25 protein-coding genes and 1 riboswitch are annotated in these 22373 nt (G+C 59.4%); of the genes, 4 read left to right on the top strand and 21 right to left on the bottom strand.

Going from position 1 to position 22373, the window contains the following annotated elements:
• Positions 1 to 147: 147 nt before the first annotated feature.
• The 21 genes from cobT to pduF all read right to left on the bottom strand — a co-directional run bounded on the left by cobT (position 148) and on the right by pduF (position 18385).
• Positions 148 to 1203: a nicotinate-nucleotide--dimethylbenzimidazole phosphoribosyltransferase gene (gene cobT / locus IAE27_RS19835; RefSeq protein ID WP_004105084.1), complete on the bottom strand. Its 1056-nt coding sequence runs from the start codon at positions 1201 to 1203 to the stop codon at positions 148 to 150.
• Positions 1204 to 1277: 74 nt separating this feature from the next.
• Positions 1278 to 1823, bottom strand: a complete 546-nt coding sequence (gene cobU / locus IAE27_RS19840) for a bifunctional adenosylcobinamide kinase/adenosylcobinamide-phosphate guanylyltransferase (RefSeq protein ID WP_004105085.1) — start codon at positions 1821 to 1823, stop codon at positions 1278 to 1280.
• Positions 1817 to 3340: a cobyric acid synthase gene (locus tag IAE27_RS19845; protein ID WP_154022855.1), complete on the bottom strand. Its 1524-nt coding sequence runs from the start codon at positions 3338 to 3340 to the stop codon at positions 1817 to 1819. Before IAE27_RS19845 ends, cobU begins: the two co-directional genes overlap by 7 nt.
• A complete protein-coding gene (locus IAE27_RS19850) occupies positions 3337 to 4152 on the bottom strand; it encodes an energy-coupling factor ABC transporter ATP-binding protein (protein WP_004105088.1) in 816 nt (271 codons plus the stop codon). The genes IAE27_RS19845 and IAE27_RS19850 overlap by 4 nt, the downstream gene beginning before the upstream one ends.
• An 8-nt stretch (positions 4153 to 4160) precedes the next feature.
• Positions 4161 to 4838, bottom strand: coding sequence for an energy-coupling factor ABC transporter transmembrane protein (locus tag IAE27_RS19855; RefSeq protein ID WP_004105090.1), 678 nt, complete (start codon positions 4836 to 4838; stop codon positions 4161 to 4163).
• Positions 4825 to 5106, bottom strand: a complete 282-nt coding sequence (locus IAE27_RS19860; RefSeq protein ID WP_004133685.1) for an energy-coupling factor ABC transporter substrate-binding protein — start codon at positions 5104 to 5106, stop codon at positions 4825 to 4827. Before IAE27_RS19860 ends, IAE27_RS19855 begins: the two co-directional genes overlap by 14 nt.
• 1 nt (position 5107) lies before the next feature.
• Positions 5108 to 5845: a cobalt ECF transporter S component CbiM gene (gene cbiM / locus IAE27_RS19865; RefSeq protein ID WP_004105094.1), complete on the bottom strand. Its 738-nt coding sequence runs from the start codon at positions 5843 to 5845 to the stop codon at positions 5108 to 5110.
• Positions 5842 to 6555 carry a cobalt-factor II C(20)-methyltransferase gene (locus tag IAE27_RS19870; RefSeq protein WP_108704605.1) on the bottom strand — a complete coding sequence of 238 codons (714 nt, stop codon included), beginning with the start codon at positions 6553 to 6555 and terminating at the stop codon, positions 5842 to 5844. The genes cbiM and IAE27_RS19870 overlap by 4 nt, the downstream gene beginning before the upstream one ends.
• On the bottom strand, positions 6552 to 7346 hold the full coding sequence (cbiK, locus tag IAE27_RS19875) for a sirohydrochlorin cobaltochelatase (RefSeq protein WP_004105099.1): 795 nt from the start codon (positions 7344 to 7346) through the stop codon (positions 6552 to 6554). Before cbiK ends, IAE27_RS19870 begins: the two co-directional genes overlap by 4 nt.
• Positions 7347 to 7356: 10 nt before the next feature.
• On the bottom strand, positions 7357 to 8142 hold the full coding sequence (locus tag IAE27_RS19880) for a cobalt-precorrin-6A reductase (protein WP_004105100.1): 786 nt from the start codon (positions 8140 to 8142) through the stop codon (positions 7357 to 7359).
• On the bottom strand, positions 8139 to 8864 hold the full coding sequence (locus tag IAE27_RS19885) for a precorrin-3B C(17)-methyltransferase (protein ID WP_004105101.1): 726 nt from the start codon (positions 8862 to 8864) through the stop codon (positions 8139 to 8141). The genes IAE27_RS19880 and IAE27_RS19885 overlap by 4 nt, the downstream gene beginning before the upstream one ends.
• Positions 8864 to 9919 (bottom strand): cobalt-precorrin 5A hydrolase, encoded by a 1056-nt coding sequence (gene cbiG / locus IAE27_RS19890; protein WP_135800263.1) that lies wholly within the window; start codon positions 9917 to 9919, stop codon positions 8864 to 8866. The genes IAE27_RS19885 and cbiG overlap by 1 nt, the downstream gene beginning before the upstream one ends.
• Positions 9900 to 10673, bottom strand: a complete 774-nt coding sequence (locus IAE27_RS19895) for a cobalt-precorrin-4 methyltransferase (RefSeq protein ID WP_004114994.1) — start codon at positions 10671 to 10673, stop codon at positions 9900 to 9902. The genes cbiG and IAE27_RS19895 overlap by 20 nt, the downstream gene beginning before the upstream one ends.
• Positions 10666 to 11235 (bottom strand): decarboxylating cobalt-precorrin-6B (C(15))-methyltransferase, encoded by a 570-nt coding sequence (locus IAE27_RS19900; RefSeq protein ID WP_004105104.1) that lies wholly within the window; start codon positions 11233 to 11235, stop codon positions 10666 to 10668. Before IAE27_RS19900 ends, IAE27_RS19895 begins: the two co-directional genes overlap by 8 nt.
• Positions 11225 to 11830: a cobalt-precorrin-7 (C(5))-methyltransferase gene (locus IAE27_RS19905; protein ID WP_004114996.1), complete on the bottom strand. Its 606-nt coding sequence runs from the start codon at positions 11828 to 11830 to the stop codon at positions 11225 to 11227. Before IAE27_RS19905 ends, IAE27_RS19900 begins: the two co-directional genes overlap by 11 nt.
• A complete protein-coding gene (gene cbiD, locus IAE27_RS19910; protein ID WP_023330004.1) occupies positions 11824 to 12963 on the bottom strand; it encodes a cobalt-precorrin-5B (C(1))-methyltransferase CbiD in 1140 nt (379 codons plus the stop codon). The genes IAE27_RS19905 and cbiD overlap by 7 nt, the downstream gene beginning before the upstream one ends.
• Positions 12960 to 13592 carry a cobalt-precorrin-8 methylmutase gene (locus IAE27_RS19915; RefSeq protein ID WP_135800264.1) on the bottom strand — a complete coding sequence of 211 codons (633 nt, stop codon included), beginning with the start codon at positions 13590 to 13592 and terminating at the stop codon, positions 12960 to 12962. Before IAE27_RS19915 ends, cbiD begins: the two co-directional genes overlap by 4 nt.
• A 10-nt stretch (positions 13593 to 13602) precedes the next feature.
• Positions 13603 to 14562, bottom strand: a complete 960-nt coding sequence (cbiB, locus tag IAE27_RS19920) for an adenosylcobinamide-phosphate synthase CbiB (protein ID WP_004105111.1) — start codon at positions 14560 to 14562, stop codon at positions 13603 to 13605.
• Positions 14559 to 15938, bottom strand: a complete 1380-nt coding sequence (locus IAE27_RS19925; RefSeq protein ID WP_070556860.1) for a cobyrinate a,c-diamide synthase — start codon at positions 15936 to 15938, stop codon at positions 14559 to 14561. Before IAE27_RS19925 ends, cbiB begins: the two co-directional genes overlap by 4 nt.
• A gap of 87 nt (positions 15939 to 16025) precedes the next feature.
• Positions 16026 to 16194, bottom strand: a riboswitch (cobalamin riboswitch).
• 290 nt (positions 16195 to 16484) lie between these two features.
• Positions 16485 to 17396 (bottom strand): transcriptional regulator PocR, encoded by a 912-nt coding sequence (gene pocR / locus IAE27_RS19930; protein ID WP_064370267.1) that lies wholly within the window; start codon positions 17394 to 17396, stop codon positions 16485 to 16487.
• Between the two features lie 188 nt (positions 17397 to 17584).
• Positions 17585 to 18385 (bottom strand): propanediol diffusion facilitator PduF, encoded by an 801-nt coding sequence (gene pduF, locus IAE27_RS19935; protein ID WP_004105118.1) that lies wholly within the window; start codon positions 18383 to 18385, stop codon positions 17585 to 17587.
• A gap of 525 nt (positions 18386 to 18910) precedes the next feature.
• Here pduF and pduA point away from each other — a divergent pair.
• Genes pduA through pduD form a run of 4 tightly spaced genes read left to right on the top strand, consistent with a single transcriptional unit; the run spans position 18911 to position 22372 of the window.
• Positions 18911 to 19195: a propanediol utilization microcompartment protein PduA gene (pduA, locus tag IAE27_RS19940; RefSeq protein WP_001183618.1), complete on the top strand. Its 285-nt coding sequence runs from the start codon at positions 18911 to 18913 to the stop codon at positions 19193 to 19195.
• Positions 19192 to 20004 carry a propanediol utilization microcompartment protein PduB gene (pduB, locus tag IAE27_RS19945; RefSeq protein ID WP_200092813.1) on the top strand — a complete coding sequence of 271 codons (813 nt, stop codon included), beginning with the start codon at positions 19192 to 19194 and terminating at the stop codon, positions 20002 to 20004. The genes pduA and pduB overlap by 4 nt, the downstream gene beginning before the upstream one ends.
• Before the next feature lie 18 nt (positions 20005 to 20022).
• Complete coding sequence (pduC, locus tag IAE27_RS19950; protein ID WP_070556862.1) at positions 20023 to 21687, top strand: propanediol dehydratase large subunit PduC; 1665 nt, start codon at positions 20023 to 20025, stop codon at positions 21685 to 21687.
• A 10-nt stretch (positions 21688 to 21697) separates the two neighbouring features.
• A complete protein-coding gene (gene pduD, locus IAE27_RS19955; protein ID WP_108704603.1) occupies positions 21698 to 22372 on the top strand; it encodes a propanediol dehydratase medium subunit PduD in 675 nt (224 codons plus the stop codon).
• Position 22373 lies beyond the last annotated feature (1 nt).

A 22373-nucleotide genomic window follows, 5' to 3' on the forward strand; every position in this document is an offset into this window, starting at 1 on the left:
TCGGGCTCATAACCCGAAGGTCGTCGGTTCAAATCCGGCCCCCGCAACCAACATCATAAACACCCTCAAGGGTGTTTTTTTGTTTCTGCGATTCGCAAAATCTTATACCTGATTCAGGGAACGGCTAAGCGCCGCTCCCTCACCTTCTCAGCCCTTCGGCAACACAATATTGCTCGCCGCCAGCATCCCCATTTCGTGATACATCGCGCAGGCCGCTTCAACGATCGGCATCGCCAGCGCCGCGCCGCTGCCTTCGCCCAAACGCATTCCCATATTCAGATAGGGCTCCAGCTCGAGATGCATCAGCGCCGTACGCGCCCCCTTCTCCGCCGAATAGTGCGACGGGATAAGATAGGGTTTCACCTGCGGCGCAATTCTGCACGCCGCCAGCGCCGCTGCGTAGGAGAGGAAGCCATCAAGCACCACCGGCAGACCGCAGGAGGCCGCGCCCAGCATCACACCCGTCATCCCCAATAAATCAAAACCGCCCACTTTTGCCAGCACGTCCAGACCATCATGCGGATCGGGGCGGTTAACGGCGATGGCCCGTCGTACCACCTCAACTTTATTGCCGACCTTCGCCAACGGCAGATTAGCGCCAATTCCCACCACCTCCTGGGCATCGCTGCCGGTCAGGACGCTGACGATTGCCGCCGCCGGGGTGGTATTGGCCATTCCGAGCTCCCCGACGCCAAACAGCGTGACGCCATCCTCCGCCAGCCCCCGGGTATAGCGCATCACCTCCAGCAGCAGCTCTTCCGCCTGGCTGCGGCGCATTGCCGGACCAACGGCGATATTGCCGCAGCCGCGCGCCACGCGCATGTTGATGACGCCCGGTATCAGCTCGGCATCGATTCCAACATCAATCACGTGCACCTTCGCGCCCGCCTGCGCCGCCAGTACGCAAACGCCGGTTTTGCCCAGCGTCATATTCGCCGCCTGAATTGCGGTCACCGCTTTTGGCGAAATGGCGACCCCTTCGTCCCACACGCCGTGGTCGGCGCACATCACCAGCAGCGCCTTTTTTTTCACCTGCGGCACGCCTTCAAGACCGGGCATACCCGCCAGCTGCACGGCAAGATCTTCAAGGCGTCCAAGGCTTCCGGGCGGTTTCAGCAGACCATCAATATGAAGCCGGGCGCGCGCCATCGCGTTTTCATCAGGCGCAGGGATCGCGCCCAGTAGAGAGGTTAAGCTTTGCATAGAGGTTCTCGTCTTGTTGGCTGACTCATAGCAGAGCCAGCAGGAAGAATAACGCCCGTTACGGCGCGCCTGGCCTATTTGATTTTTACGCCAATGCCCGACACCACCAGCCACACCTCGTCTGCCGCCGCCGCAAGGCGCTGGTTGACGCGTCCGGCGATATCGCGGAAATGGCGGGCAAGACGGTTTTCCGGCACAATCCCCATCCCTACCTCGTTGGTCACCAGCACCACGCGGGCCGGGCAGCGCTGGCAGGCGGCAATCAGTACCGCGATTTCGGCGTCGATCGCCCGCTCCATCGCCGCATAATCCCAGCCGTCCGGCGAGCTGTCGCCCCCCAGCGCAAACAGCAGGTTGGTCACCATGGTGGTGATGCATTCCAGCAAAATCGCCTCCTCTGGGGCGATATCCGGGGTGATCAGCTCATCAAGCTGCTGCCAGCGCTCGGCGGTGCGCCAGTGCGCGGGCCTGCCGTCGCGGTGGTGCTGGATCCTCGCCGCCATCTCGTCATCAAAGACCTGCGAGGTGGCGATATACAGTACCTGCGGCGCATGGGCGATCAGCGCTTCGGCATGGCGGCTTTTACCGCTGCGCGCCCCGCCGGTCACTAAAGTCAGCATACGGGCTCCTGATGTTGGCGCATGATGGCGTAGATTTTTTCGATATCAATATGCTGACGCATCGCGTCCGCCAGCAGATCGAACTGGCGCGATTTATACTGCGCATACTCGAAATCGCTATCCAGCGCCGCCAGCCCTTTACGCTGGCGCAGGCCGTTAACCAGCGCGCGGGTAAATGCATCGCTATCGAACAGGCCGTGCAGATAGGTGCCAAACGCCAGGCCGTCATCGCTGACCGCGCCGTCCGCCACGCTCAGGCTGCCTTTATGTAATTGCATCAGCGAACGGCAGCCGTCGCGCAGCTCGGTTTCGCCCATATGAATTTCGTAGCCGCTTACGGCCAGCCCCGCCGTCGCCGCCAGCCACGCCGGCAGCGCTGTTGCCAGGGTCGCCGTTACCTGGGTCGTCGTCTTGCTCTGCGCAAAGTGGGTGACGGTATTTAGCAACCCCAGCCCCGGCTGCGTGCCAAGCCCCGACTCTACCTCATCGATAATGGTTTCGCCGAGCATCTGATAGCCGCCGCAGATCCCCAGCACCGGTGCGCCCTGACGCCGGGCCTGCAGTACCGCATGCGCCATGCCGCTCTCGCGCAGCCAGCCGAGGTCGCCGAGCGTATTTTTACTGCCCGGCAGGATCACCATATCCACGCCCGCCAGCTCCTGCGGCTGGCGAACATAGCGGACGCGGACGTCCGGCTGCGCCGCCAGCGCGTTGAAATCGGTAAAATTGGAGATGTGCGGCACCTGAATTACGGCAATCTCAATATCGCGCCTGTCGGTGCGCAGATATTTCCCTTTTTGCAGCGCGACGCCGTCCTCATCTTCAAGATCGACATCCAGCCACGGCATGACGCCGAGCACCGGGACGCCGGTGAGCGCTTCTATCTGCTCGATCCCGGAATACAGCAGCGCCACGTCGCCGCGAAATTTATTAATAATCACGCCCTTGACCCGCGCTCGCTCGCGATCGTGCAGCAGCGCGAGCGTGCCGTAGATAGAGGCGAATACGCCGCCGCGATCGATATCCGCCACGAGGATCACCGGGCACTGGGCCATCTCGGCCATGCCCATATTGACGATGTCGCGATCGCGCAGATTGATCTCCGCCGGACTTCCTGCCCCTTCCAGCACCAGCACATCATGTTCGGCGGCCAGGCTGTTATAAACCGCGAGGATCTGTTCCCGCAGGCGCGGTTTATATTCGTGATAGCTCACCGCGTCCATATCGGTCGCCACCTTGCCCATCAGCACCACCTGCGCTTTGCGGTCGCTGGTTGGCTTAAGCAGCACCGGGTTCATGCGCACATCCGGGATAATACCCGCCGCTTCGGCCTGGAAAATCTGCGCGCGGCCCATCTCTTTGCCATCCGGCGTGATACCGGAATTAAGCGCCATATTCTGCGATTTAAACGGCGCGGTGCGCTGCCCGTCCTGATAAAAGATGCGGCACAGCCCCGCGACCAGCACGCTTTTGCCGACGTCAGAAGCGGTGCCCTGTAACATAATTGCCAGCGTCATGACGCCTCCTTCATCGCGTTGCTTCGCATCCGCGTAAAAAATTCTTCTTCGGTTTTACACAGCGGCAGCCCGAGCTGCGCGTGCAGTTTCACCAGCCACGGCTGGGTGAGCCCGGCCTGGGCCATCAGTTCGCTGCGGGCAAACACCTCCCCGGGTTCGCCGTGCGCCAGCACTTCGCCGCGGCGTAACACGTAAACCGCATCGCTGATTTCATAGATCAGATCGATATCGTGGCTGGAGATCGCCACGTGGTTGCCCCGATCGGCAATACGCTTAATGATGTCGATCATCTGCGCGCGTCCCGAAGGATCGAGACCCGCCGTCGGCTCGTCGAGCAGTAAATAGCGCGCCTGCAGCACCAGCGCCCCGGCTATCGCCACGCGCTTTTTCTGCCCGTGGCTCAGGCACTGAATCGGCTGGTGACGAAACCCCTGGGCATCGACGAGAGTCAGGGCATCGTCCACCCGGCGGGCAATTTCCTCTTCCGCTACGCCCAGGTTCCGCAGGCTAAAGGCGATATCGCTGTCGATATCGGTATAGAAAATCTGCTGGTCCGGGTCCTGGAAAACGGTCGCCACCTGCTGACGCAGCGCCAGCAGGCCGCGCTTGCTGTAGTCCAGCGGTTTTCCTTGCCATAGCACCGCCCCGCTCTGCGGGCGCAGCAGACCGCTCAGGTTCATAAACAGCGTGGATTTTCCGCAGCCGTTCGCCCCTACCAGTCCGGTCACGGCGTGATGGGAAAAATCCAGCGTCAGCCCCTTCAGCACCGGCTCGTCCTGATAGCGAAACCAGAGATCGGTCGTGGCAAGCATACTTATCCTTAAAGGTGAAAATCACCCTGATACAGTTTGATATCCAGCGTGGTGCTCATCTGCTGGTAGCGAATCATCACCCGGGTAAACAGCAGTCCTACCAGCATCGCCAGCGAACGATAGCCCTTCGGCACGCTACGGTAGCCAAAACGTAATGTTTGCGCACGGTGAATCGCCAGCGCTTCGTCTAAAAGAATAAAAATAAAACGCCAGGTCAGCAGGATTTGCTCGGTCAGCAGCCGCGGTACCCGTCCGCGCTTGAGCAGCAAAATAAGCTGCGGGAACGGCAGATTCAGCACCAGCCAGAAGGTGGACGCCAGCGCCGCCAGGCTGCGCCAGAAGGTCTGATTGGCGGTCGTCAACCCCTCCGACGTCATGCCCAGCCAGACGCTGCCCAGCGGCAGGCTCACCAGCAGATCCTGCGGATTGCGGCTAACGCTGAACAGAATGGTCAGCACACCGATCAGCAGGAAGCCAAACGGCAGCGCCATCCAACGGCACCAGCGCCACGGCGAGACCCGCAGCAGCCAGCAGGTTAAGGCGGCAATCAGCGCCATTTCGATACCCTGCCCCAGCGGAGGCAGGGTAAAAGCCAGCACCATCAGCAGCAGCCAGAACAGGAACTTGCGCTCCGGTGCGACGTGAAACCAGCGGCTCTGATAGCTGAGTCGGTCAAACCCGGTCATCACGGCGCTGTCTGCCTTTGCTGTAGCCCAGAATATAGAAAATTACCGCCGCGCCGAGAGAGCCCTGGAGCGTAAACAGCAGGCTCTCAATTTCTCCGCTAGCCGGTTCGTACAGCGGCTGGAACCACGGCTCATAATGCGGCGCGACCACCTGAATCTGGCTCTCCGCCTCACCGTCCGAACCGCCGAATTCGCCGCCGTGATCGACAAAAAACGGCAGGATCACCAGCGCCACCACCATGGCTAACAATATCAGCGTCTTTTTCATGTTAATGCCCCTGTGCGGTAATCAGCTGACGTTTGGTCAACTGGTCATAGATCATGACGGTTAATAGTCCTTCAGCAATGGCGATCGGGATCTGCGTCAGGCAGAAGATCCCCATAAACTTGACGATCGAGCCGGTGGCTCCGGCGGCGGGATCCGGAAAGGCCACGCCGAGCTGTACGGAGGTGACAAAGTAGGTCACCAGATCCGCCAGCATCGCGCAGAGAAACACCCCGACGTCGCGGCGAATGCCCGCGCGGCAGGCCATTTTCCACACCATATAGCCGACCACCGGCCCGATGACCGCCATCGACATCCCGTTCGCGCCGAGCGTCGTCAGCCCGCCGTGCGCCAGCAGCAGCGCCTGGAACAGCAGTACGATGGCGCCAAGGATTGCCACCACGCCAGGCCCGAAGAGAATCACCGCCAGGCCGACGCCGGTCGGGTGGGAACAGCTGCCGGTTACGGAAGGAATTTTCAGCGCCGAGAGGACAAAAATAAACGCCCCGCACAGCGCCAGCAGCACCTTCTGATTGTTATCTTCCTGCACAATGCGGCGCAGGCGCACCAGCCCGTACCACAGGCAGGGTAAAAACAGCAGCCACCATGCCAGGGCCCACATCGGCGGTAAAAACCCCTCCATGATGTGCATCGCGAAAGCCTTTTCGGGAACCACTATCAGCAATAGCGCCGCAGCTAACCCGCTGAAAGACAGCTGTTTTAGCTGTTGTTCAAGTTTCATTCTGCATACTCCCACTGTTTATTGATCAGAATGGTCGAGAAATAGGGCAGCGGCTGGTCGTCGCTGACGTCATTGAGATGGCGCCAGCACTGCTCGCCCGGCAGCGTGGCTTCAGACATCATCAGCGCGGCATCCAGCAGACCGTTTTTCGCCAGCAGCGCTTTGATGCGGGGAAACCGCCCGTACACTTTCATCAGCACCAGGCTTTCATGCTGGCGCAGCGCCTGCTCGATTTCCGTTTCCGGCGCGGTGCAGGAGATCACCGCCAGCGATTGCTGCTCCATGGCCAGCGGCGTTTTTGAACGCGCGGCAATGGCGGCAAAAGAGGTGACGCCGGGAACAACCTCCAGCCACTCCGGGCAGCCGATACGCTGGAGTAAGAACACCCAGGTGCTGAACAGCATGGCGTCGCCGAGGGTAATAAAGCCGACCTGCTTGCCCGCTTCCACTTCCTGAACCAGCGCGGCGGCAACCTCATCCCACACCGCCTCTTTTTCCGCGCTGTCGGCGCTCATCGGGAAATGGCAGCAGCGTACTTCGGTCCGTTCGCCGATATACTCGCGCACGATGGAGAGCGCGAGGCTGTCGCCGCCTTTACGTCCGGCGGGCGCGTAGAGAATGTCCAGCGTGCCCAGCACCCGCGCCGCGCGCACGGTGATCAGGTCGGCGGCGCCAGGGCCGGTACTTAAGGCATATAGTTTGCCGCTCATGCCGCCTCCTCCATTGCCAGGCTCAGCGCCTGCTGCAGGTGAGCGACGAACATTGCGCGCACCGCCGGATTCTCTCCCAGCCCGTTCAGCCAGGGCGTCGCCGTGATACCGGCGGCGTTGAACAGCGTTTTCCAGGAGTCCTCTTCGTCCGAGGCCATATCGTTAATGGCGTGATCGCCGGCCACCAGCATCAGCGGCATCAGGTGTACGCCCTTCACCCCCTGCTGGCGCAGGCTATCGATAAGAATATCGACTTCCGGATAGCTCTCGACCGCGCCGACCCGCGCCGGAAATCCCTTCGCCGTCATCATATGATCCAGACAGGCGTAGGCGGCGAAAGCGTGATGGCTGGCGCCGTGGCCCATAAAGACCACCGTTTCATCGGCAGCAAGCGGCGGCATCTGCTGGCGCAGCGCCTGCATCAGCTGGACATAATCGTTATGGCTGCTCAGCAGCGGCGCCCCCAGCGTCAGGCGGAGGAACAGCGGGCGCAGGCTTTGCACTTCGCGGACGATCTTTTCATACTCATCGCCGTTGATAATGTGCAGCGACTGAATCGCCACATCCTGGTAGCCCTGCTCGGCCAGCTTCTGCAATGCCTGCAGCGGCGTATCAATCTCGATACCGTCGCGCTGTTTGAGCTTGCGGATAATCATCCCGGAGGTGAAGGCGCGAAACGTGTCGCGGTCCGGACAGCTGGCCGCCAGCTCGCGCTCGCAGGCGACGATGTTCTTTTCACAGGTGTCGGGATAGCTGGTGCCAAAACTGACCACCAGAAGCGCTTTTTTCATTTCTGACTCCTTAAGCAGCGGCCAGCCAGCGCGATAAGCGCCGGGCAAAGGCAGCCTGACTTTCCAGTAACTCTTCACCCGTCACCAGCGGCGCCGGGCGCGTAATCACGATGCAGGGGATACCGGCATCCAGACAGGGTTGTACTTTTTCCTGATAGCCACCTTCGGCGCCGGAGGCTTTGGTGATCACCACGTCGGCCCGGCACTGGCGGTAAAAAGCGGCGTTGAACGCGGCGCTGAACGGCCCGCACAGGGCGAAAATCTCGCCAACGCCAAACCCCAGCGCGGCGCATTGCGCGATGACATCGGCGACCGGCAACACCCGGGCCAGCAGCGTTTTGTCACCTAATCCCGCCCGCCAGCGCGCCAGATCTTTACTTCCCGTGGTGAGCAGCACGCGCTGGCCGAAACGCCGCGCCACCTCGCAGGCTTGTTCAATGCTCTCCACGGTATAGAGCAGCGGATGCGTCAGGCCGCTCAGCTGCTCTGGGCGCTGATAGCGGCTCAGCAGCACGCCGGCGGTTTCACAGGCCCGGACGATATTGCGGCTTACCGCTTCGGCGTAGGGGTGCGAAGCATCGATCACCCAGCGGGTCCGGTTAGCCTTCAGCCAGGCGATCATCTCCTCCAGCTCGAGGCGCCCGCAGCGCACCTGGCCGCGAATATCCCCCGCCAGCTGCTGACCGGTGGGCGTCGCCACCGACAGGGTGTAGGGGACCTGCGCCGCGTCAAGCTGCTGACACAGCGCCCTCGCGTCGCTGGTTCCGCCCATCACCAGCACCTCGCCGTGGCTCACAGCACGTAGCCTCGCGGCGTGATCATCAGGCCATCCTGGATATACGTCGCTTTGTTGCCGACGATCACCAGGCTGGTCATATCGACCGGTGCAAAATCCATCTCCCCCAGGGTAGTCAGCCATTTCTCCTGTTTTTTACGTCCGGCGGATTTCACGACTCCCACCGGGGTCTGCGCGCTTTTACTGGCCGACAGCAGCTCAAAGGCGCGCGCCAGATGGCCCTCGCGGCCGCGGCTGCGCGGATTATAAAAACAGATGACGAAGTCGGCTTCCCCGGCGGCGACAATGCGTTTTTCAATCACCGGCCACGGGGTCAGCAGGTCGCTGAGGCTGATATGGCAGAAGTCGTGCATCAGCGGCGCGCCCAGCAGCGAGGCGGCGGCAATGCTGGCGGTCATCCCCGGGATCAGGCGGACTTCCACATCCAGCTTCTGCTTGCTGACCAGTTCAAGCACCAGTCCGGCCATGCCGTAAATACCGGCATCGCCGCTGCTGATCAGCGCCACGTTATGCCCGGCCTGCGCCAGCTCAATCGCCGCCTGGCAGCGCTCAATCTCTTTGCACATTCCGGTTTTAATCACCTGCTTATCGCCGGTAAAGGCTTTCACCAGGTGCGTGTAGGTCTTATAGCCAACGACGATTTCCGCCGCCTGTAGCGCTTCAATGGCCTCCATGGTCATCATGGACTGCGAGCCAGGGCCGATTCCGATTACGCTTAACATCAGTGTGAAACTCCCAAAGTAATAGTGACGCCCTGTTCGCGCAGGGTTTCGCCTAACAGTTGCCCATGGCTCAGCAGCCAGGCCGCCGGACCGGATACGCTCCCCACGCCGACGGTTTTTCTGACGAACGATGAAGCGGGAAAGTGATGCTCATGCTCGCGCAGGGCATCAGCGGGAAAGGTTTCGAACGGTACGCGACAGCAGGAAGCCAGCTGAATCAGCCCCTGCTCGTGCTTCTTCAGCGTGACGCTGCCGATAGCTTTCAGCGCCAGCGGATCCAGGCGCTGCGCCTCAAGCTGGCGCGCCAGCAGCGCCGCTAATAGCGGGAATGGCGTATCGCGGCGGCAGCCAATTCCGGCGACCACCCGCTGCGGCACCAGCTTCCAGTGCGGCACGGCGATCGGCGGCAGTTCGTTGCGCAGCGTGACGCAGACCAGCGCATCCAGCTCGGGAAGCTGGTGCAGATCGGCCACGGTGATAAACCCCCGCCGGTCGCAGTGGCGGACGTCTTCATCCAGCTCTTCGTCCCACCACAGACCGACGCGCTGATGGCTGACCAGCATCTGGTTGACGGTTTTCACCGCCGCGCGGAAGTCGCTCATCCGGGCATTAAGCTGGAATGCCAGCGTATCCAGGGCCGCCAACTCGTTGACGTCGGTGGCGGTGGTGATCACCGGGTCGGCGCCGAGCATCCCGGCCAGATAGCGGCTGAGGGCATTCGCGCCCCCCGCATGGCCGGAAAGCAGGCTAATGACGTGCTGGCCACGTTCGTCGATCACCACCACGGCCGGATCGCCGAACTTATCATTGACCAGCGGGGCCAGCACGCGTACCGCGATCCCGGTGGCGCCGATGAAAATCAGCGCCGAATAGCTGCTGAAGGCCTCGCGCGCGGCGCTGGCAAAACCGTTTTCAAAGGGGAGAAAACCCTCTTCCAGCAGCTTCTCGCTGGTAAAGCAGGTTAACGGCAGCATCGCCGCCAGCCGTTTCGCCAGCCGAACGCCCCCTGGCGTCAGGCAGAAAAGTGCGATTGATTCAGGCTTTACGGTATTCATGGCTAAAGTCCGCCGCGTAGAGTTTTGAGTAGTGATACTCAGAGCCCAGGAAATTCCCGACCAGAATGAGCGCCGTTTTGCGGATCCCCGCCTCGCGTACCTTGTCGCCGATATCCGCCAGCGTACCGCGTACGGTCTGGCTTTCCGGCCAGGTCGCTTTATAGATCACCGCCACCGGCGTGGTTGCCGGATAGCCGCCTTCAATCAGGCGCTCCGCTACCCGGTGAATGCGCTGCACGGAAAGGTAAATCGCCATTGAAGTCTGGTGGCTGGCAAATGATTCAAGCTGCTCGCGCGCCGGCACCGGCGTGCGCCCTTCAAGGCGGGTGATGATCAGGCTCTGGGAGACTTCCGGCACGGTGTACTCGACGCCCAGCTCCGCCGCCGCGCCCAGAAACGCGCTGACGCCCGGCACCACCTGCCAGTCGATACCGCGTTTGGTCAGCTCTTCACCCTGCTCGCGGACCGAGCCATACAGCGACACGTCCCCGGTCTGTAAACGCACTACCGTTTTCCCGGCTTTAACGCCGGCTTCCATCAGGTCGAGAATTTGCTCCAGATGCAGTTCGGCGCTGTCGTGACACTCGGCGCCGGGCGGACAATACTCCAGCAGCTCGGTGTTTATCAGCGACCCGGCGTAGATCACCACCTGGGCCTGCTGCAGCAAGCGGTAGCCCTTGAGGGTAATTAGCTCACGGTCGCCCGGCCCTGCGCCAACGAACCACACACTACGGGGGTCAAATGTCTCAGCCATGGTTTTCTTCCTTCTGACAGGCGATAACAAAAACGGGATTATTCGGTTTGAAATAGTGGCCGCTGCCCAGCGCGGTCAGCGATGAAACGTTCAGCAGCAGGCAATCAATCTGTGTAATCCCCCGCTGCTGCAGATAGTCGAGAGCCGCGTTCAGGTTCTCCTGCAGGATAAAAGTCATCACCAGACGGCCGCCGGGATAGAGCTGCTGCCACGACCAGTCAATCAGTTCGTCGAGACGGCCGCCGCTGCCGCCCATAAAAATGGCGTCGGCCCGCTCGGTAATCACCATCGGCGCTTCACCGGGCAGGATCTCAATATTGCCGCAGGTGAAATGCTGGCGATTTTCGTCCAGCAGCCGGAGAGCCGCGGGGTTGCGTTCGATGGCGGTTACCTGCAAAGAGGGATACTGCAGCGCCGCCTCAATCGACACGCTGCCGGTACCGGCGCCGATATCAATCAGGTGGCTTGCCCGGTGCAGTTCAAGTTTGGCCAGCGCCAGCGCGCGAACCGCTTCTTTGGTCATCGGCACCTTCTCGCCGCGCAGAAAAAGCTCATCTTTCATCGAGGATCACCACCGCGTTCATCTCATATTCGGCATCGACCTCACTGACCGGTAGCCAGTGGATCCGCTCGTTATCCATCGCCAGATTTTCGCCAATCACCATCCAGCGATACCCTTTACCCCGCGCCGCCAGCTGGGCGGCGATTTCCCGCGGCCCGCAGCGCCCGTCGGTCACCATCGCCACCTTGCGCTGACGCGCCAGCTCATCAAAACAGACGTCTCGCCCGTGGCTGCTGGTCAGCCAGATATCGTTCATATCGATACCGGCCTTCGCGCAGAGATACTGCACCGCGCTGATGCCGGGAATAATGCGCACGCGATCGATGCCAAAGTGGGCTATCAGCCGCGTGCCGATCCCGTAAAAGAGCGGGTCGCCTGAGGCCAGCACCACCACCTTCTGCGCTGCGCGTTCGCCGAGCCAGACCAGCAGTTCGGCAATATTGGCGCCCAGCGCAAACCGTTCGCCGCGAAATCCGGGGAACTGCTGCAAATGCCGCTTACCGCCTACCAGCGCATCCGCACTGGCGACCGCATCTTGCGCCGCCGGCGTCATCAAATGCAGGCCTGACGGCCCCATGCCAACCACCGTTAACATGACATCTCCCGCGCAATCTCGGCCACCGGGCGATTGCTGCCGAGGACCTTGTTATCAAAGGAGAACATGATGGCGTCGCAGACGGGCGGCGTTTTGGTAAAACGCAGCATCTGCATCACCCGCAGGCAGATGCGTTCAGCAAGATGGTTATAGATAGTCTGAAAACCGTACGCGTCAATGTGCTCCATCGCCGCTTCGGTGGTATCGCATTCGCTCACCAGTTGCAGCAGCGCCAGCGGCGCCCCCAACAGCGCCAGATGCGCGACCAGCGTTTCCATGCGCGCATCGGCGATATGGCTGTGGGTATGGAAGATCCCGGCGGCGACTTTAATCAGCTTGCCGGGATGGCCAATCAGCACAATCTGACGGAACCCGAGGCGGACGGCCTCTTCAATCATGTAGCCGACGAAGTTGCTCATGGTGACCACCACCTGCGAGTCGATGCCCATCTGCTCGCGTACGAAGCGTTCACCGTGGTTGCCCGGCACCAGCACCACCCGCTCCAGCCCCGCCGCGCGCTTAATTTCCAGCTCCAGCGACAGCGAACGCTTCCAGCTCTCTTCCGACATCGGCGTCACGATACCGGTGGTGCCGATAATCGAGATACCACCCAGGATCCCCAGCCGCGAGTTATAGGTTTTCTGCGCCCGCTCCTCGCCCTCCGGGGCGAAAATCTCTACCGTCGCCCCACGCGACGGGCCTATCGCTTCGCGCACCGCCGACTCAATGGTGTGGCGCGGGGTGCGGTTTATCGCCGGGCTGCCGATAGGCAGGCCGATTCCTTTACGGGTGATGGTGCCGATACCTTCGCCGCCGCGCAGGGTTATCTCGCCGGAGTCGTCGAGCGTCACGCGGGCGAAAATCAGCATGCCGTGGGTGGCGTCAACGTCATCGCCGCCGTCTTTACGAATCGCGGCGATCGCCTGCTGCCCTTCGACGTGCGGCGATTCGACGTTAAGACACAGGGTGACGCCGGAAGGAGTCACAATGGAGACCTGATGAATGAGGTGCTGGCGCATCACCATCAGCGCCGCGACCTTTGCCGCCGCCGTCGCGCAGGATCCGGTGGTATAGCCTTTACGCAGCGCCTTGCCGTTGTGCCACACCGGGGCGTCGAAGGATTGCTCGCTCATCTCGCCCCCTGTAAGTGGTATAAAATGGCGTTGACGATAGCGGCGGCGACGTTGCTGCCGCCTTTACGACCCAGCGCGGCAATGCCCGGCAGGCCGCTCTGCGTCAGGGCGTCTTTCGACTCCGCCGCACCGACGAAGCCGACCGGCACGCCAATCACGCCGTTGACCGCGACATCATGCTCCAGCAGACGAAACAGAGCGGTGGGCGCATTGCCGAAAACAAACACCTTCTCGCCCTCTTCGGCAACCGCAATATCGACCGCCGCCATCGAGCGGGTCATCCCCTGCGCTTTGGCCTCCGCCACCACGCGCGGATCGCTGATATAGCAGCGGCACTCGCCGCCGAATTTCGCCAGCAGAGTTTTATTGATCCCGGAAAGGGCCATGGTGGTATCGGTATAAAGCGTGCAGGGCTGGCTCAGGGCGGCGCTTAAGCGAGGAAGCACGTCGGGAGAAAACCACAGGATATCCAGCCAGTCAAAATCGGCGGTGGTGTGGATCACCCGCTTGATAATGGCTTCGTGTAGCGGGCTGGCAAAGCGGTAGTCCGGGCGGGTCTGCACAATAATGTCGCCAATAATGTCGAAGCTTTTCGCCTCAATCGCCTGCGGTTGCTGGATATAGTGCATTCATTTGTCCTCAGGCTGCGCCGACCAGCCAGAACCGGATCGCCATAAACAGCGCCAGCGCCAGGGTCGAAGACACCCACATCAGTCGAATCGTTCGGGAAATATCGTCTACGGAAACGTCGCGCGTCGCCTCGCCAATCCACGGCTTCTCCACGCGCTGACCAAAGTAATCGTTAGGGCCGCCAAGCCGGATGCCGAGCGCCCCGGCGACGGCGGCCTCCGACCATCCGCAGTTTGGGCTGCTGTGGTTGTAGCGATCGCGCCAGCCGATGCGCAACGCGCGGCCACTCGCTTCACCACAGAGGAGAGCGGCGAGGCTGATAAGCAGCCAGCTCAGGCGAGCGGGGATAAAGTTGGCGACATCATCAAGGCGGGCGCTAACCATGCCGATGGCGCGGTATTTTTCGTGCTTATAGCCGACCATCGAATCCAGGGTGTTGACCGCTTTATAGGCCATCGCCAGCGGCGCGCCGCCGAGCAGCAGGAAGAAGAGCGGCGCGATAATCCCGTCAACGGTGTTTTCCGCCACCGTCTCAACAACCGCGCGATTAATCTGCTGCGGCGCAAGCTGCGACGTGTCGCGCCCGACAATCCATGACAGCTTGCTACGGCTTTCCGCCAGATCCCCCGCGCGCAGCGGTCGCTCGACGTCCCGCGCCGACTGCGCCAGACAGCGTCCGGCCAGCACGGTGAAAATCATCCAGACCTCAACCAGCCAGCCAAGCCACGGATGAATCCTCTGCGCCAGCGTCAGCACGCCCCAGCAGACGCCCCACGTCAGTCCGACTACAACTATCCACATCACCCCGCCGCCGATGCGCAAGGCAACATCGCTACGGCAATAGCGGCGCACGCCGCGCTGAACGGCGGCGATCAAGTTGCCAATCCAGCGCACCGGATGCGGCCAGCTTTGCGGATCGCCGATGATAAAATCGAGAAGCCAGGCAACGCCCCATGCCAGTAGCGTCATAGCGCGCTCCTTGCCGCAGCCAGCCAGTGTTTGAGCATGGTGGGGCGCTGCGCAAAGTGCAGGTGCAGATAGCTGGCGAACGCGTTGCCCACCTGCCAGCCGCCGGACCACTGCTGAAGGGTCATACCGTCGCGGACCTTGCGGCAGGCCAGAACCGCCGGGGACTCGGGAGTAAAATCCGAGTAGTGAAATTCATGTCCGCGCAGGGTTTCGCCCGGCGCCGCCAGCAGCGTTTTGCGCATAGCTCGCGCCTCGCAGTAGCCAAAGCGGGTAAGCCGTTTGCCCATTTTGCTATGGCCGGGAATAAGGTTGGCCATCGGGTAGATATCACCGTTGGCGTCTTCCAGGGAGCTGCCGAGATACATCAGACCGCCGCATTCAGCGTAAATCGCCACCCCGCGCCGGTGCGCCTCCTGCAGCTGCGCCAGCATCGGCGTATTGGCCGCCAGCGCGGCAGCATGAATTTCCGGATAGCCGCCGCCGAGCCAAATCATCTGGCACGGTGGAAGCTCGCTATCGTGCAGCGGGCTGAAGCGCACGATATTCACTCCGCAGCGTTCAAGCAGCGAGAGGTTATCCGGGTAGTAAAAGTTGAAGGCCTCGTCGTCGGCCAGCGCCAGCGTCAGGCCCGCGCCAGCATCAGGGGACGGCAGCGTCGGCCACTCCCCGGCGGGTAGGATGGAGAGCTGGCTGAGGGTAAGAAGCTGTTCAATATCCAGCGTTTGCGCCAGCGTTTGGGCAAAATCGCGCCACGGCTGCTGGTTAACCAGCGACTCGCGGGCGGTAACCAGTCCCAGATGGCGTTCGGGTAACGCCACCCCTTCCACTCGCGGTACGTAGCCGAGCACCGGCAGCTCGCAGTAGTGTTCAATGGCGCCTTTGAGAAGCTGATAATGGCTTTCGCTGTTGACGCGATTGACGATAACGCCGGCAATGTTAAGACTGGGGTCGAAGTGTTGAAATCCCATCACCGTGGCGGCGATGGAGGTGGAAACCGCTTTGCCATCTACCAGCAAAATGACCGGACAGCCGAGCTGTTTAGCCATCGCGGCGGTGCTGCAGTAGCCAGGGTCGGTACCGAAGCCGTCATACAGCCCCATCACGCCCTCAATGACCGCGATATCCGCCCGCTGCATCTGTTCGCAAAATAGCGCGTTAAGCACCGGCTCCGGGAGCATAAAGCTGTCGAGGTTGCGGGAAGCGACGCCGCTGACGGCGGTGTGCCAGCCGGTGTCGAGGTAGTCCGGGCCGACTTTGCAGGGCTGAACCCGCATGCCGCGCTGCTTCAACAGGCTGAGCAGGCCAAGCGTGACCGTAGTTTTACCACAACCGCTGCCGGTACCTGCAAGAATGAATGCGTGCTGCCTGGCTGCCATACCCCGATCCTGTGCCGGGTGGTAGGGCTGCGTGCATTCCCAGTCTTTCGACTGTACGCATCTGAGCAACCCACTTCCCACCGAAGTTGTTGATTATTACCGACAGGCAGGTCTTCTGGCTTAGCGTCGTCCTCCCCCATCCTTCCCAATCCGGTAAGCAGATCAGTGGCTAAATATGGGTTCGTCAGCATCACAGCAGCGGGGGCTGCGGGGGATTCACACCCCCTTCCCTGGCGCCTGTCGGTTTTATCGAGCGGGATGAAACCCACTCGAATGATTCCCGGAACATCTTACGGAAGCAGGATGGCTCCCGTCGTGTTTAATTTTTAATTACCAAAGCCGTTTCATTACGCCGATGGCGCGCTGAAAGCCATTTCGGATATCACTCTATCTCATCAAATAAATAAAAACTGGTGCAGCTTATCGTTCTCTCATTATTAATTTGTTGCGCTATGACAATTTATTGCTCTGAATGAGATATTTTCATTTTATAATGAGCCAGATACGCGGGCATAACAAAAATCGGCAATAACAAATTATTGTCATTTAAAATGACTCAGTTTGTGATCTGGCGTTAATTTGCTGGCGATAGGCCTGCGGAGTCACCTGATAGGCCTGGCGAAAAACTTTGCAAAAATAGCTGGTTTGCGAAAATCCTAAATTCCGCGCAATGCTGGCGATGCTCCAGTCGCTGTGGCAAAGCAGCTCTTTGGCGCTCACCATCCGCTGATGGTTCACCCAGGCATTAAAGCCAATACCCTGATATTTTTTGAACAGCTTACTGAAGTAATAGGGGCTGAGATAAACGTGAGCGGCGACGTCTTCCAGGCGAAGCTCGTCGGATAAATGGGCATCAATGTAGCGCAGCGCCTTCTTCATTTTACTGTCATGAGGGCTGGCAACGCGGCTGGCGCGCGCAGGTTCCGGCTGCTGGGGATTATCTTTAATCACCACAAAGTTGAGCTGTTTTTTAAGGCAGTTTTCGACGATAAGCTTCAGTAAATCAGCAGAAGCAATCACTCTGGAGTAGTCCATTTCCGGCACGTCGCGAAACGCTTTAAGCAGCTCAGGGTCGGCCTGCCAGCGGTCATCCACGTTGAGGATATCGACCAGTTCAACATCGTTGCTTAAGCGCACCTGGCCGCAAAGCACAAAGCCCACAAGGTGCCCGGCAATGACCAGAGGAATGGAGAAATCGGTTAACCCGGCGTGGCAGCGGTAGATACAGAGCTGATCGGTTTTAGACGCCTCAAGCCCGCCGCAGCGGTCGCTCATTCGACAGCGGGTGCTGTGCTGGGGATGCTGGCGCATCAGCTGGCAAAAAGGTGTGAAGTTAAACAGTTCAGATATTTCATCACCATGAATATTGACGACCACCACCGCCAGACTGGTGGCCTGCGCAAAATCCTGTGCGATTTTATTAATGAGTTCTGAGTTCAGTGTGCTCGCAGAAATCATGATAAAACCTCTCAGTTAATTTTTTGTTATAAATAAAACATTTCTTTAATATTTACTTCCTTTCATCATCAATTGCCGCCAACGATAAAAGAATAATACGATAGCAAAAGTCTCCCATCCGTGGGAGACGTTTTTGGCGAGTTCGTGATACCGGTTCATGAAAATTTTTGGCTATTTCAGCCGTGACCTTAATCCTCTAATTTACAGGTATTACACGGTAGATTATTACCAATCAGATAACGATAGATGGCCGCGCCGAGACAAGCGCCGATCAGTGGCGCAATAATCGGCACAATAAAGTACGGAATATCCCTTCCGCCGGTCATCGCGATATCGCCCCAACCCGCCATCCACGTAAACAGCTTCGGCCCAAAATCACGCGCCGGATTCATCGCAAAGCCGGTCAGCGGCCCGGTTGAAGCGCCAATTACCGCCACCAGCAGGCCGATCAGCAGCGGGGCCAGCGGCCCTTTCGGTACGCCGTTGCCGTCGTCGGTCAGCGCCATAATCATCCCCATCAGCATGGAGGTGATCACCACTTCAACCAGCGCCGCATGCCAGATGCTCAGCGATGCCGCCGGGTAGGTGCTGAAAATACTCGCCAGCTGCAGGCTCTCTACGCTGCCGCGCGCGATATGGTGGGCGGATTCAAACTCGGTAAACATCGTGCTGTACAGCACATAGGCCAGCACCGCGCCGCCAAAGGCGCCGGCAACCTGTGAAACGATATAGGGGAAAACTTTTCGTCCGGGAAAGCAGGCAAACAGCCATAAAGCGACGGTCACCGCCGGGTTGAGATGCCCGCCGGAGATCCCCGAAGTCAGATACACGGCAAGCGAGATCCCCAACCCCCAGATAATGCATATCTCCCACAGTCCGAGGCTGGCTCCCGCCACCTTTAACGCGCTCAGGCAGCCGATGCCGAAAAACAAAAATAGCCCGGTGCCCAAAAACTCGGCGGTACATTGCGCTTTTAACGAATCATTCATTATGACACCTTCTTAGCAGAGTTCGTGTCCTGACCAGCCAACATCCTGCTGGCAGTAGAGTACAACGGGCACCACTATATGAACTCCCGTCCGCAAATTGTTGGCAACCTGCTGACGGCAGCCTCCGGAAAATTCGGGCATCAATAACAAATTATTGTCATTAAATAACTCAGAATTGCATTGCTCACGCGCGGCTTTCGCAATTATGCCACCGCCATGGCATGCAAAAATATTGCTAAAACCAACTCATCGTTTTCCAACAAACATCACAAATCAGTTTCTCGCGCATAGCAGATAAAATTAAAATCGTCATGAACAAATTTGTAAATATGGAATATACAAAACAAGATAGTCACATCAAAACAAATAATAATAACAAATAAAATCAAACAGTTAAATAAATAAACGACAATTTTATATTATCCAACACCCACTATTTTTTCACCATCAAATTGAAGTCAGCCATTCTTTTTCCTCGCATCTTCTTATAGTCCCAACTATCGGAACACTCCATGCGAGGTCTTTATGCAACAAGAAGCACTAGGAATGGTAGAAACCAAAGGCTTAACCGCAGCCATAGAGGCCGCTGATGCAATGGTTAAGTCAGCCAATGTGATGTTAGTGGGCTATGAAAAGATTGGCTCCGGGCTGGTAACCGTCATCGTGCGCGGCGATGTTGGCGCGGTAAAAGCGGCCACCGATGCGGGTGCCGCCGCCGCACGTAACGTGGGTGAAGTGAAAGCCGTACACGTCATCCCACGCCCTCACACCGATGTAGAAAAAATCTTACCGAAGGGAATTAGCCAATGAGCAGCAATGAGCTGGTTGAACAGATCATGGCTCAGGTGATTGCCCGCGTGGCAACGCCGGAACAGCAGGCCATCCCTACTGAAAACCATCCAATACGAGAGACGGCTATGGCAGAAAAAAGCTGCAGTTTAACGGAATTTGTCGGGACCGCCATTGGCGACACCCTGGGTCTGGTTATCGCCAACGTCGATACCGCCCTGCTGGACGCGATGAAGCTTGAAAAGCGCTATCGCTCCATCGGCATTCTCGGCGCCCGTACCGGCGCAGGCCCGCACATTATGGCGGCGGACGAAGCGGTGAAAGCCACCAACACCGAAGTGGTCAGCATTGAGCTTCCGCGCGATACCAAAGGCGGTGCAGGCCACGGTTCGTTGATTATTTTTGGCGGCAACGACGTTTCCGACGTTAAGCGCGGGATTGAAGTTGCGCTGAAAGAGCTCGACCGCACCTTCGGCGATGTTTACGGCAATGAAGCCGGACATATCGAGCTGCAGTACACCGCCCGCGCCAGCTACGCCCTGGAAAAAGCCTTCGGCGCGCCGATTGGCCGCGCCTGCGGCATTATCGTCGGCGCACCGGCCTCCGTTGGCGTGCTGATGGCCGATACCGCCCTGAAGTCAGCCAACGTAGAAGTCGTGGCGTATAGCTCTCCGGCGCACGGCACCAGCTTCAGTAACGAAGCCATCCTGGTGATTTCCGGCGACTCCGGCGCGGTCCGCCAGGCAGTCACCTCCGCGCGCGAAATCGGTAAAACCGTCCTTGCGACCCTCGGTTCTGAACCGAAAAACGATCGCCCGTCCTACATCTGATACCCACGAGGCTGATTCATGAGATCGAAAAGATTTGAAGCACTGGCGAAACGCCCTGTGAATCAGGACGGCTTCGTTAAGGAGTGGATCGAAGAAGGCTTTATCGCGATGGAAAGCCCGAACGATCCGAAACCGTCGATAAAAATCGTTAACGGCGCGGTGACCGAGCTGGACGGGAAACCGGTGAGCGATTTTGACCTGATCGACCACTTTATCGCCCGCTACGGCATTAACCTGAATCGCGCCGAAGAAGTGATGGCGATGGATTCGGTTAAGCTGGCCAACATGCTGTGCGATCCGAACGTTAAACGCAGCGAAATCGTCCCGCTGACCACCGCGATGACGCCGGCAAAAATTGTCGAAGTGGTTTCGCATATGAACGTCGTTGAGATGATGATGTCGATGCAGAAAATGCGCGCCCGCCGCACCCCATCCCAGCAGGCGCACGTCACCAACGTCAAAGATAACCCGGTACAGATTGCCGCCGACGCCGCCGAAGGCGCATGGCGCGGATTTGACGAACAGGAAACCACCGTTGCGGTAGCGCGCTACGCGCCGTTCAACGCCATCGCGCTGCTGGTCGGCTCGCAGGTAGGCCGTCCGGGCGTACTGACTCAGTGCTCGCTGGAAGAAGCCACCGAGCTGAAGCTCGGCATGCTGGGCCACACCTGCTACGCCGAAACCATCTCCGTCTACGGTACCGAACCGGTCTTTACCGACGGCGACGACACGCCGTGGTCGAAGGGTTTCTTAGCCTCCTCCTACGCCTCTCGCGGTCTGAAAATGCGCTTCACCTCCGGCTCCGGCTCCGAAGTGCAGATGGGCTACGCCGAAGGCAAATCCATGCTTTACCTGGAAGCGCGCTGCATCTACATCACCAAAGCCGCGGGCGTACAGGGCCTGCAAAACGGTTCCGTTAGCTGCATCGGCGTGCCGTCTGCGGTGCCTTCCGGCATTCGCGCGGTGCTGGCGGAAAACCTGATCTGTTCGTCGCTGGATCTGGAGTGCGCCTCCAGTAACGACCAGACCTTCACCCACTCCGATATGCGTCGTACCGCGCGCCTGCTGATGCAGTTTCTGCCGGGGACCGACTTTATCTCTTCCGGTTATTCCGCGGTGCCGAACTACGACAACATGTTCGCCGGTTCCAACGAAGATGCCGAAGACTTTGACGACTACAACGTCATCCAGCGCGACCTGAAGGTGGACGGCGGTCTGCGTCCGGTTCGCGAAGAAGATGTTATCGCCATCCGTAATAAGGCTGCCCGCGCGCTGCAGGCCGTTTTTGCCGGAATGGGGCTGCCGCCGATTACCGATGAAGAAGTGGAAGCCGCGACCTACGCCCACGGTTCGAAAGATATGCCGGAGCGCAACATCGTCGAAGACATCAAGTTCGCCCAGGAAATCATCAATAAAAACCGCAACGGCCTGGAAGTAGTGAAAGCGCTGGCGCAGGGCGGGTTCACCGACGTGGCCCAGGACATGCTCAACATCCAGAAAGCCAAGCTGACCGGAGACTATCTGCATACCTCCGCAATTATCGTCGGCGATGGGCAGGTGCTGTCAGCCGTCAACGATGTTAACGACTATGCCGGTCCGGCAACGGGCTATCGCCTGCAGGGCGAACGCTGGGAAGAGATTAAAAACATCCCTGGCGCTCTTGATCCCAACGAGATTGATTAAGGGGTGAGAAATGGAAATTAATGAAAAATTGCTGCGCCAGATAATTGAAGAAGTGCTCAGCGAGATGAAGGGCAGCGATAAACCCGTCTCGTTTACTGCGCCAGCGGCCTCCGCGGCGCCACAGGCCACGCCGCCCGCCGGCGACGGCTTCCTGACGGAAGTGGGCGAAGCGCGTCAGGGAACCCAGCAGGACGAAGTGATTATCGCCGTCGGCCCGGCTTTCGGCCTGGCGCAGACCGTCAATATCGTCGGCATACCGCATAAGAACATTTTGCGCGAAGTCATTGCCGGTATTGAAGAAGAAGGCATTAAGGCGCGCGTGATTCGCTGCTTTAAATCCTCCGACGTGGCCTTCGTCGCCGTTGAAGGCAATCGCCTGAGCGGTTCCGGCATCTCTATCGGCATCCAGTCAAAAGGCACCACGGTGATTCACCAGCAGGGGCTGCCGCCGCTCTCTAACCTGGAGCTGTTCCCCCAGGCGCCGCTGCTGACCCTGGAAACCTATCGCCAGATTGGTAAAAACGCCGCCCGCTATGCGAAACGCGAATCGCCGCAGCCGGTCCCGACGCTGAACGACCAGATGGCGCGGCCAAAATACCAGGCGAAATCGGCCATTTTGCACATTAAAGAGACCAAGTACGTGGTGACGGGCAAAAACCCGCAGGAACTGCGCGTGGCGCTTTGAT

This window comes from Klebsiella sp. S69 (assembly GCF_016516145.1).
GTDB lineage: Bacteria > Pseudomonadota > Gammaproteobacteria > Enterobacterales > Enterobacteriaceae > Klebsiella > Klebsiella oxytoca.

Bases quoted from the DNA above. Each gene is read 5' to 3' on its own strand.
- IAE27_RS19885 (WP_004105101.1), bottom strand. From the start codon at position 8,864: ATGTTAAGCGTAATCGGAATCGGCCCTGGCTCGCAGTCCATGATGACC.
- IAE27_RS19860 (WP_004133685.1), bottom strand. From the start codon at position 5,106: ATGAAAAAGACGCTGATATTGTTAGCCATGGTGGTGGCGCTGGTGATC.
- IAE27_RS19925 (WP_070556860.1), bottom strand. From the start codon at position 15,938: ATGGCAGCCAGGCAGCACGCATTCATTCTTGCAGGTACCGGCAGCGGT.
- cbiK (WP_004105099.1), bottom strand. From the start codon at position 7,346: ATGAAAAAAGCGCTTCTGGTGGTCAGTTTTGGCACCAGCTATCCCGAC.
- cbiB (WP_004105111.1), bottom strand. From the start codon at position 14,562: ATGACGCTACTGGCATGGGGCGTTGCCTGGCTTCTCGATTTTATCATC.
- pduA (WP_001183618.1), top strand. From the start codon at position 18,911: ATGCAACAAGAAGCACTAGGAATGGTAGAAACCAAAGGCTTAACCGCA.
- cbiM (WP_004105094.1), bottom strand. From the start codon at position 5,845: ATGAAACTTGAACAACAGCTAAAACAGCTGTCTTTCAGCGGGTTAGCT.
- IAE27_RS19845 (WP_154022855.1), bottom strand. From the start codon at position 3,340: ATGACGCTGGCAATTATGTTACAGGGCACCGCTTCTGACGTCGGCAAA.
- cbiD (WP_023330004.1), bottom strand. From the start codon at position 12,963: ATGAGCGAGCAATCCTTCGACGCCCCGGTGTGGCACAACGGCAAGGCG.
- IAE27_RS19855 (WP_004105090.1), bottom strand. From the start codon at position 4,838: ATGACCGGGTTTGACCGACTCAGCTATCAGAGCCGCTGGTTTCACGTC.
- pduC (WP_070556862.1), top strand. From the start codon at position 20,023: ATGAGATCGAAAAGATTTGAAGCACTGGCGAAACGCCCTGTGAATCAG.
- pocR (WP_064370267.1), bottom strand. From the start codon at position 17,396: ATGATTTCTGCGAGCACACTGAACTCAGAACTCATTAATAAAATCGCA.
- cbiG (WP_135800263.1), bottom strand. From the start codon at position 9,919: ATGAATACCGTAAAGCCTGAATCAATCGCACTTTTCTGCCTGACGCCA.
- cobU (WP_004105085.1), bottom strand. From the start codon at position 1,823: ATGCTGACTTTAGTGACCGGCGGGGCGCGCAGCGGTAAAAGCCGCCAT.
- pduD (WP_108704603.1), top strand. From the start codon at position 21,698: ATGGAAATTAATGAAAAATTGCTGCGCCAGATAATTGAAGAAGTGCTC.
- IAE27_RS19905 (WP_004114996.1), bottom strand. From the start codon at position 11,830: ATGTTAACGGTGGTTGGCATGGGGCCGTCAGGCCTGCATTTGATGACG.
- IAE27_RS19870 (WP_108704605.1), bottom strand. From the start codon at position 6,555: ATGAGCGGCAAACTATATGCCTTAAGTACCGGCCCTGGCGCCGCCGAC.
- IAE27_RS19895 (WP_004114994.1), bottom strand. From the start codon at position 10,673: ATGGCTGAGACATTTGACCCCCGTAGTGTGTGGTTCGTTGGCGCAGGG.
- IAE27_RS19900 (WP_004105104.1), bottom strand. From the start codon at position 11,235: ATGAAAGATGAGCTTTTTCTGCGCGGCGAGAAGGTGCCGATGACCAAA.
- pduF (WP_004105118.1), bottom strand. From the start codon at position 18,385: ATGAATGATTCGTTAAAAGCGCAATGTACCGCCGAGTTTTTGGGCACC.
- IAE27_RS19850 (WP_004105088.1), bottom strand. From the start codon at position 4,152: ATGCTTGCCACGACCGATCTCTGGTTTCGCTATCAGGACGAGCCGGTG.
- cobT (WP_004105084.1), bottom strand. From the start codon at position 1,203: ATGCAAAGCTTAACCTCTCTACTGGGCGCGATCCCTGCGCCTGATGAA.
- pduB (WP_200092813.1), top strand. From the start codon at position 19,192: ATGAGCAGCAATGAGCTGGTTGAACAGATCATGGCTCAGGTGATTGCC.
- IAE27_RS19915 (WP_135800264.1), bottom strand. From the start codon at position 13,592: ATGCACTATATCCAGCAACCGCAGGCGATTGAGGCGAAAAGCTTCGAC.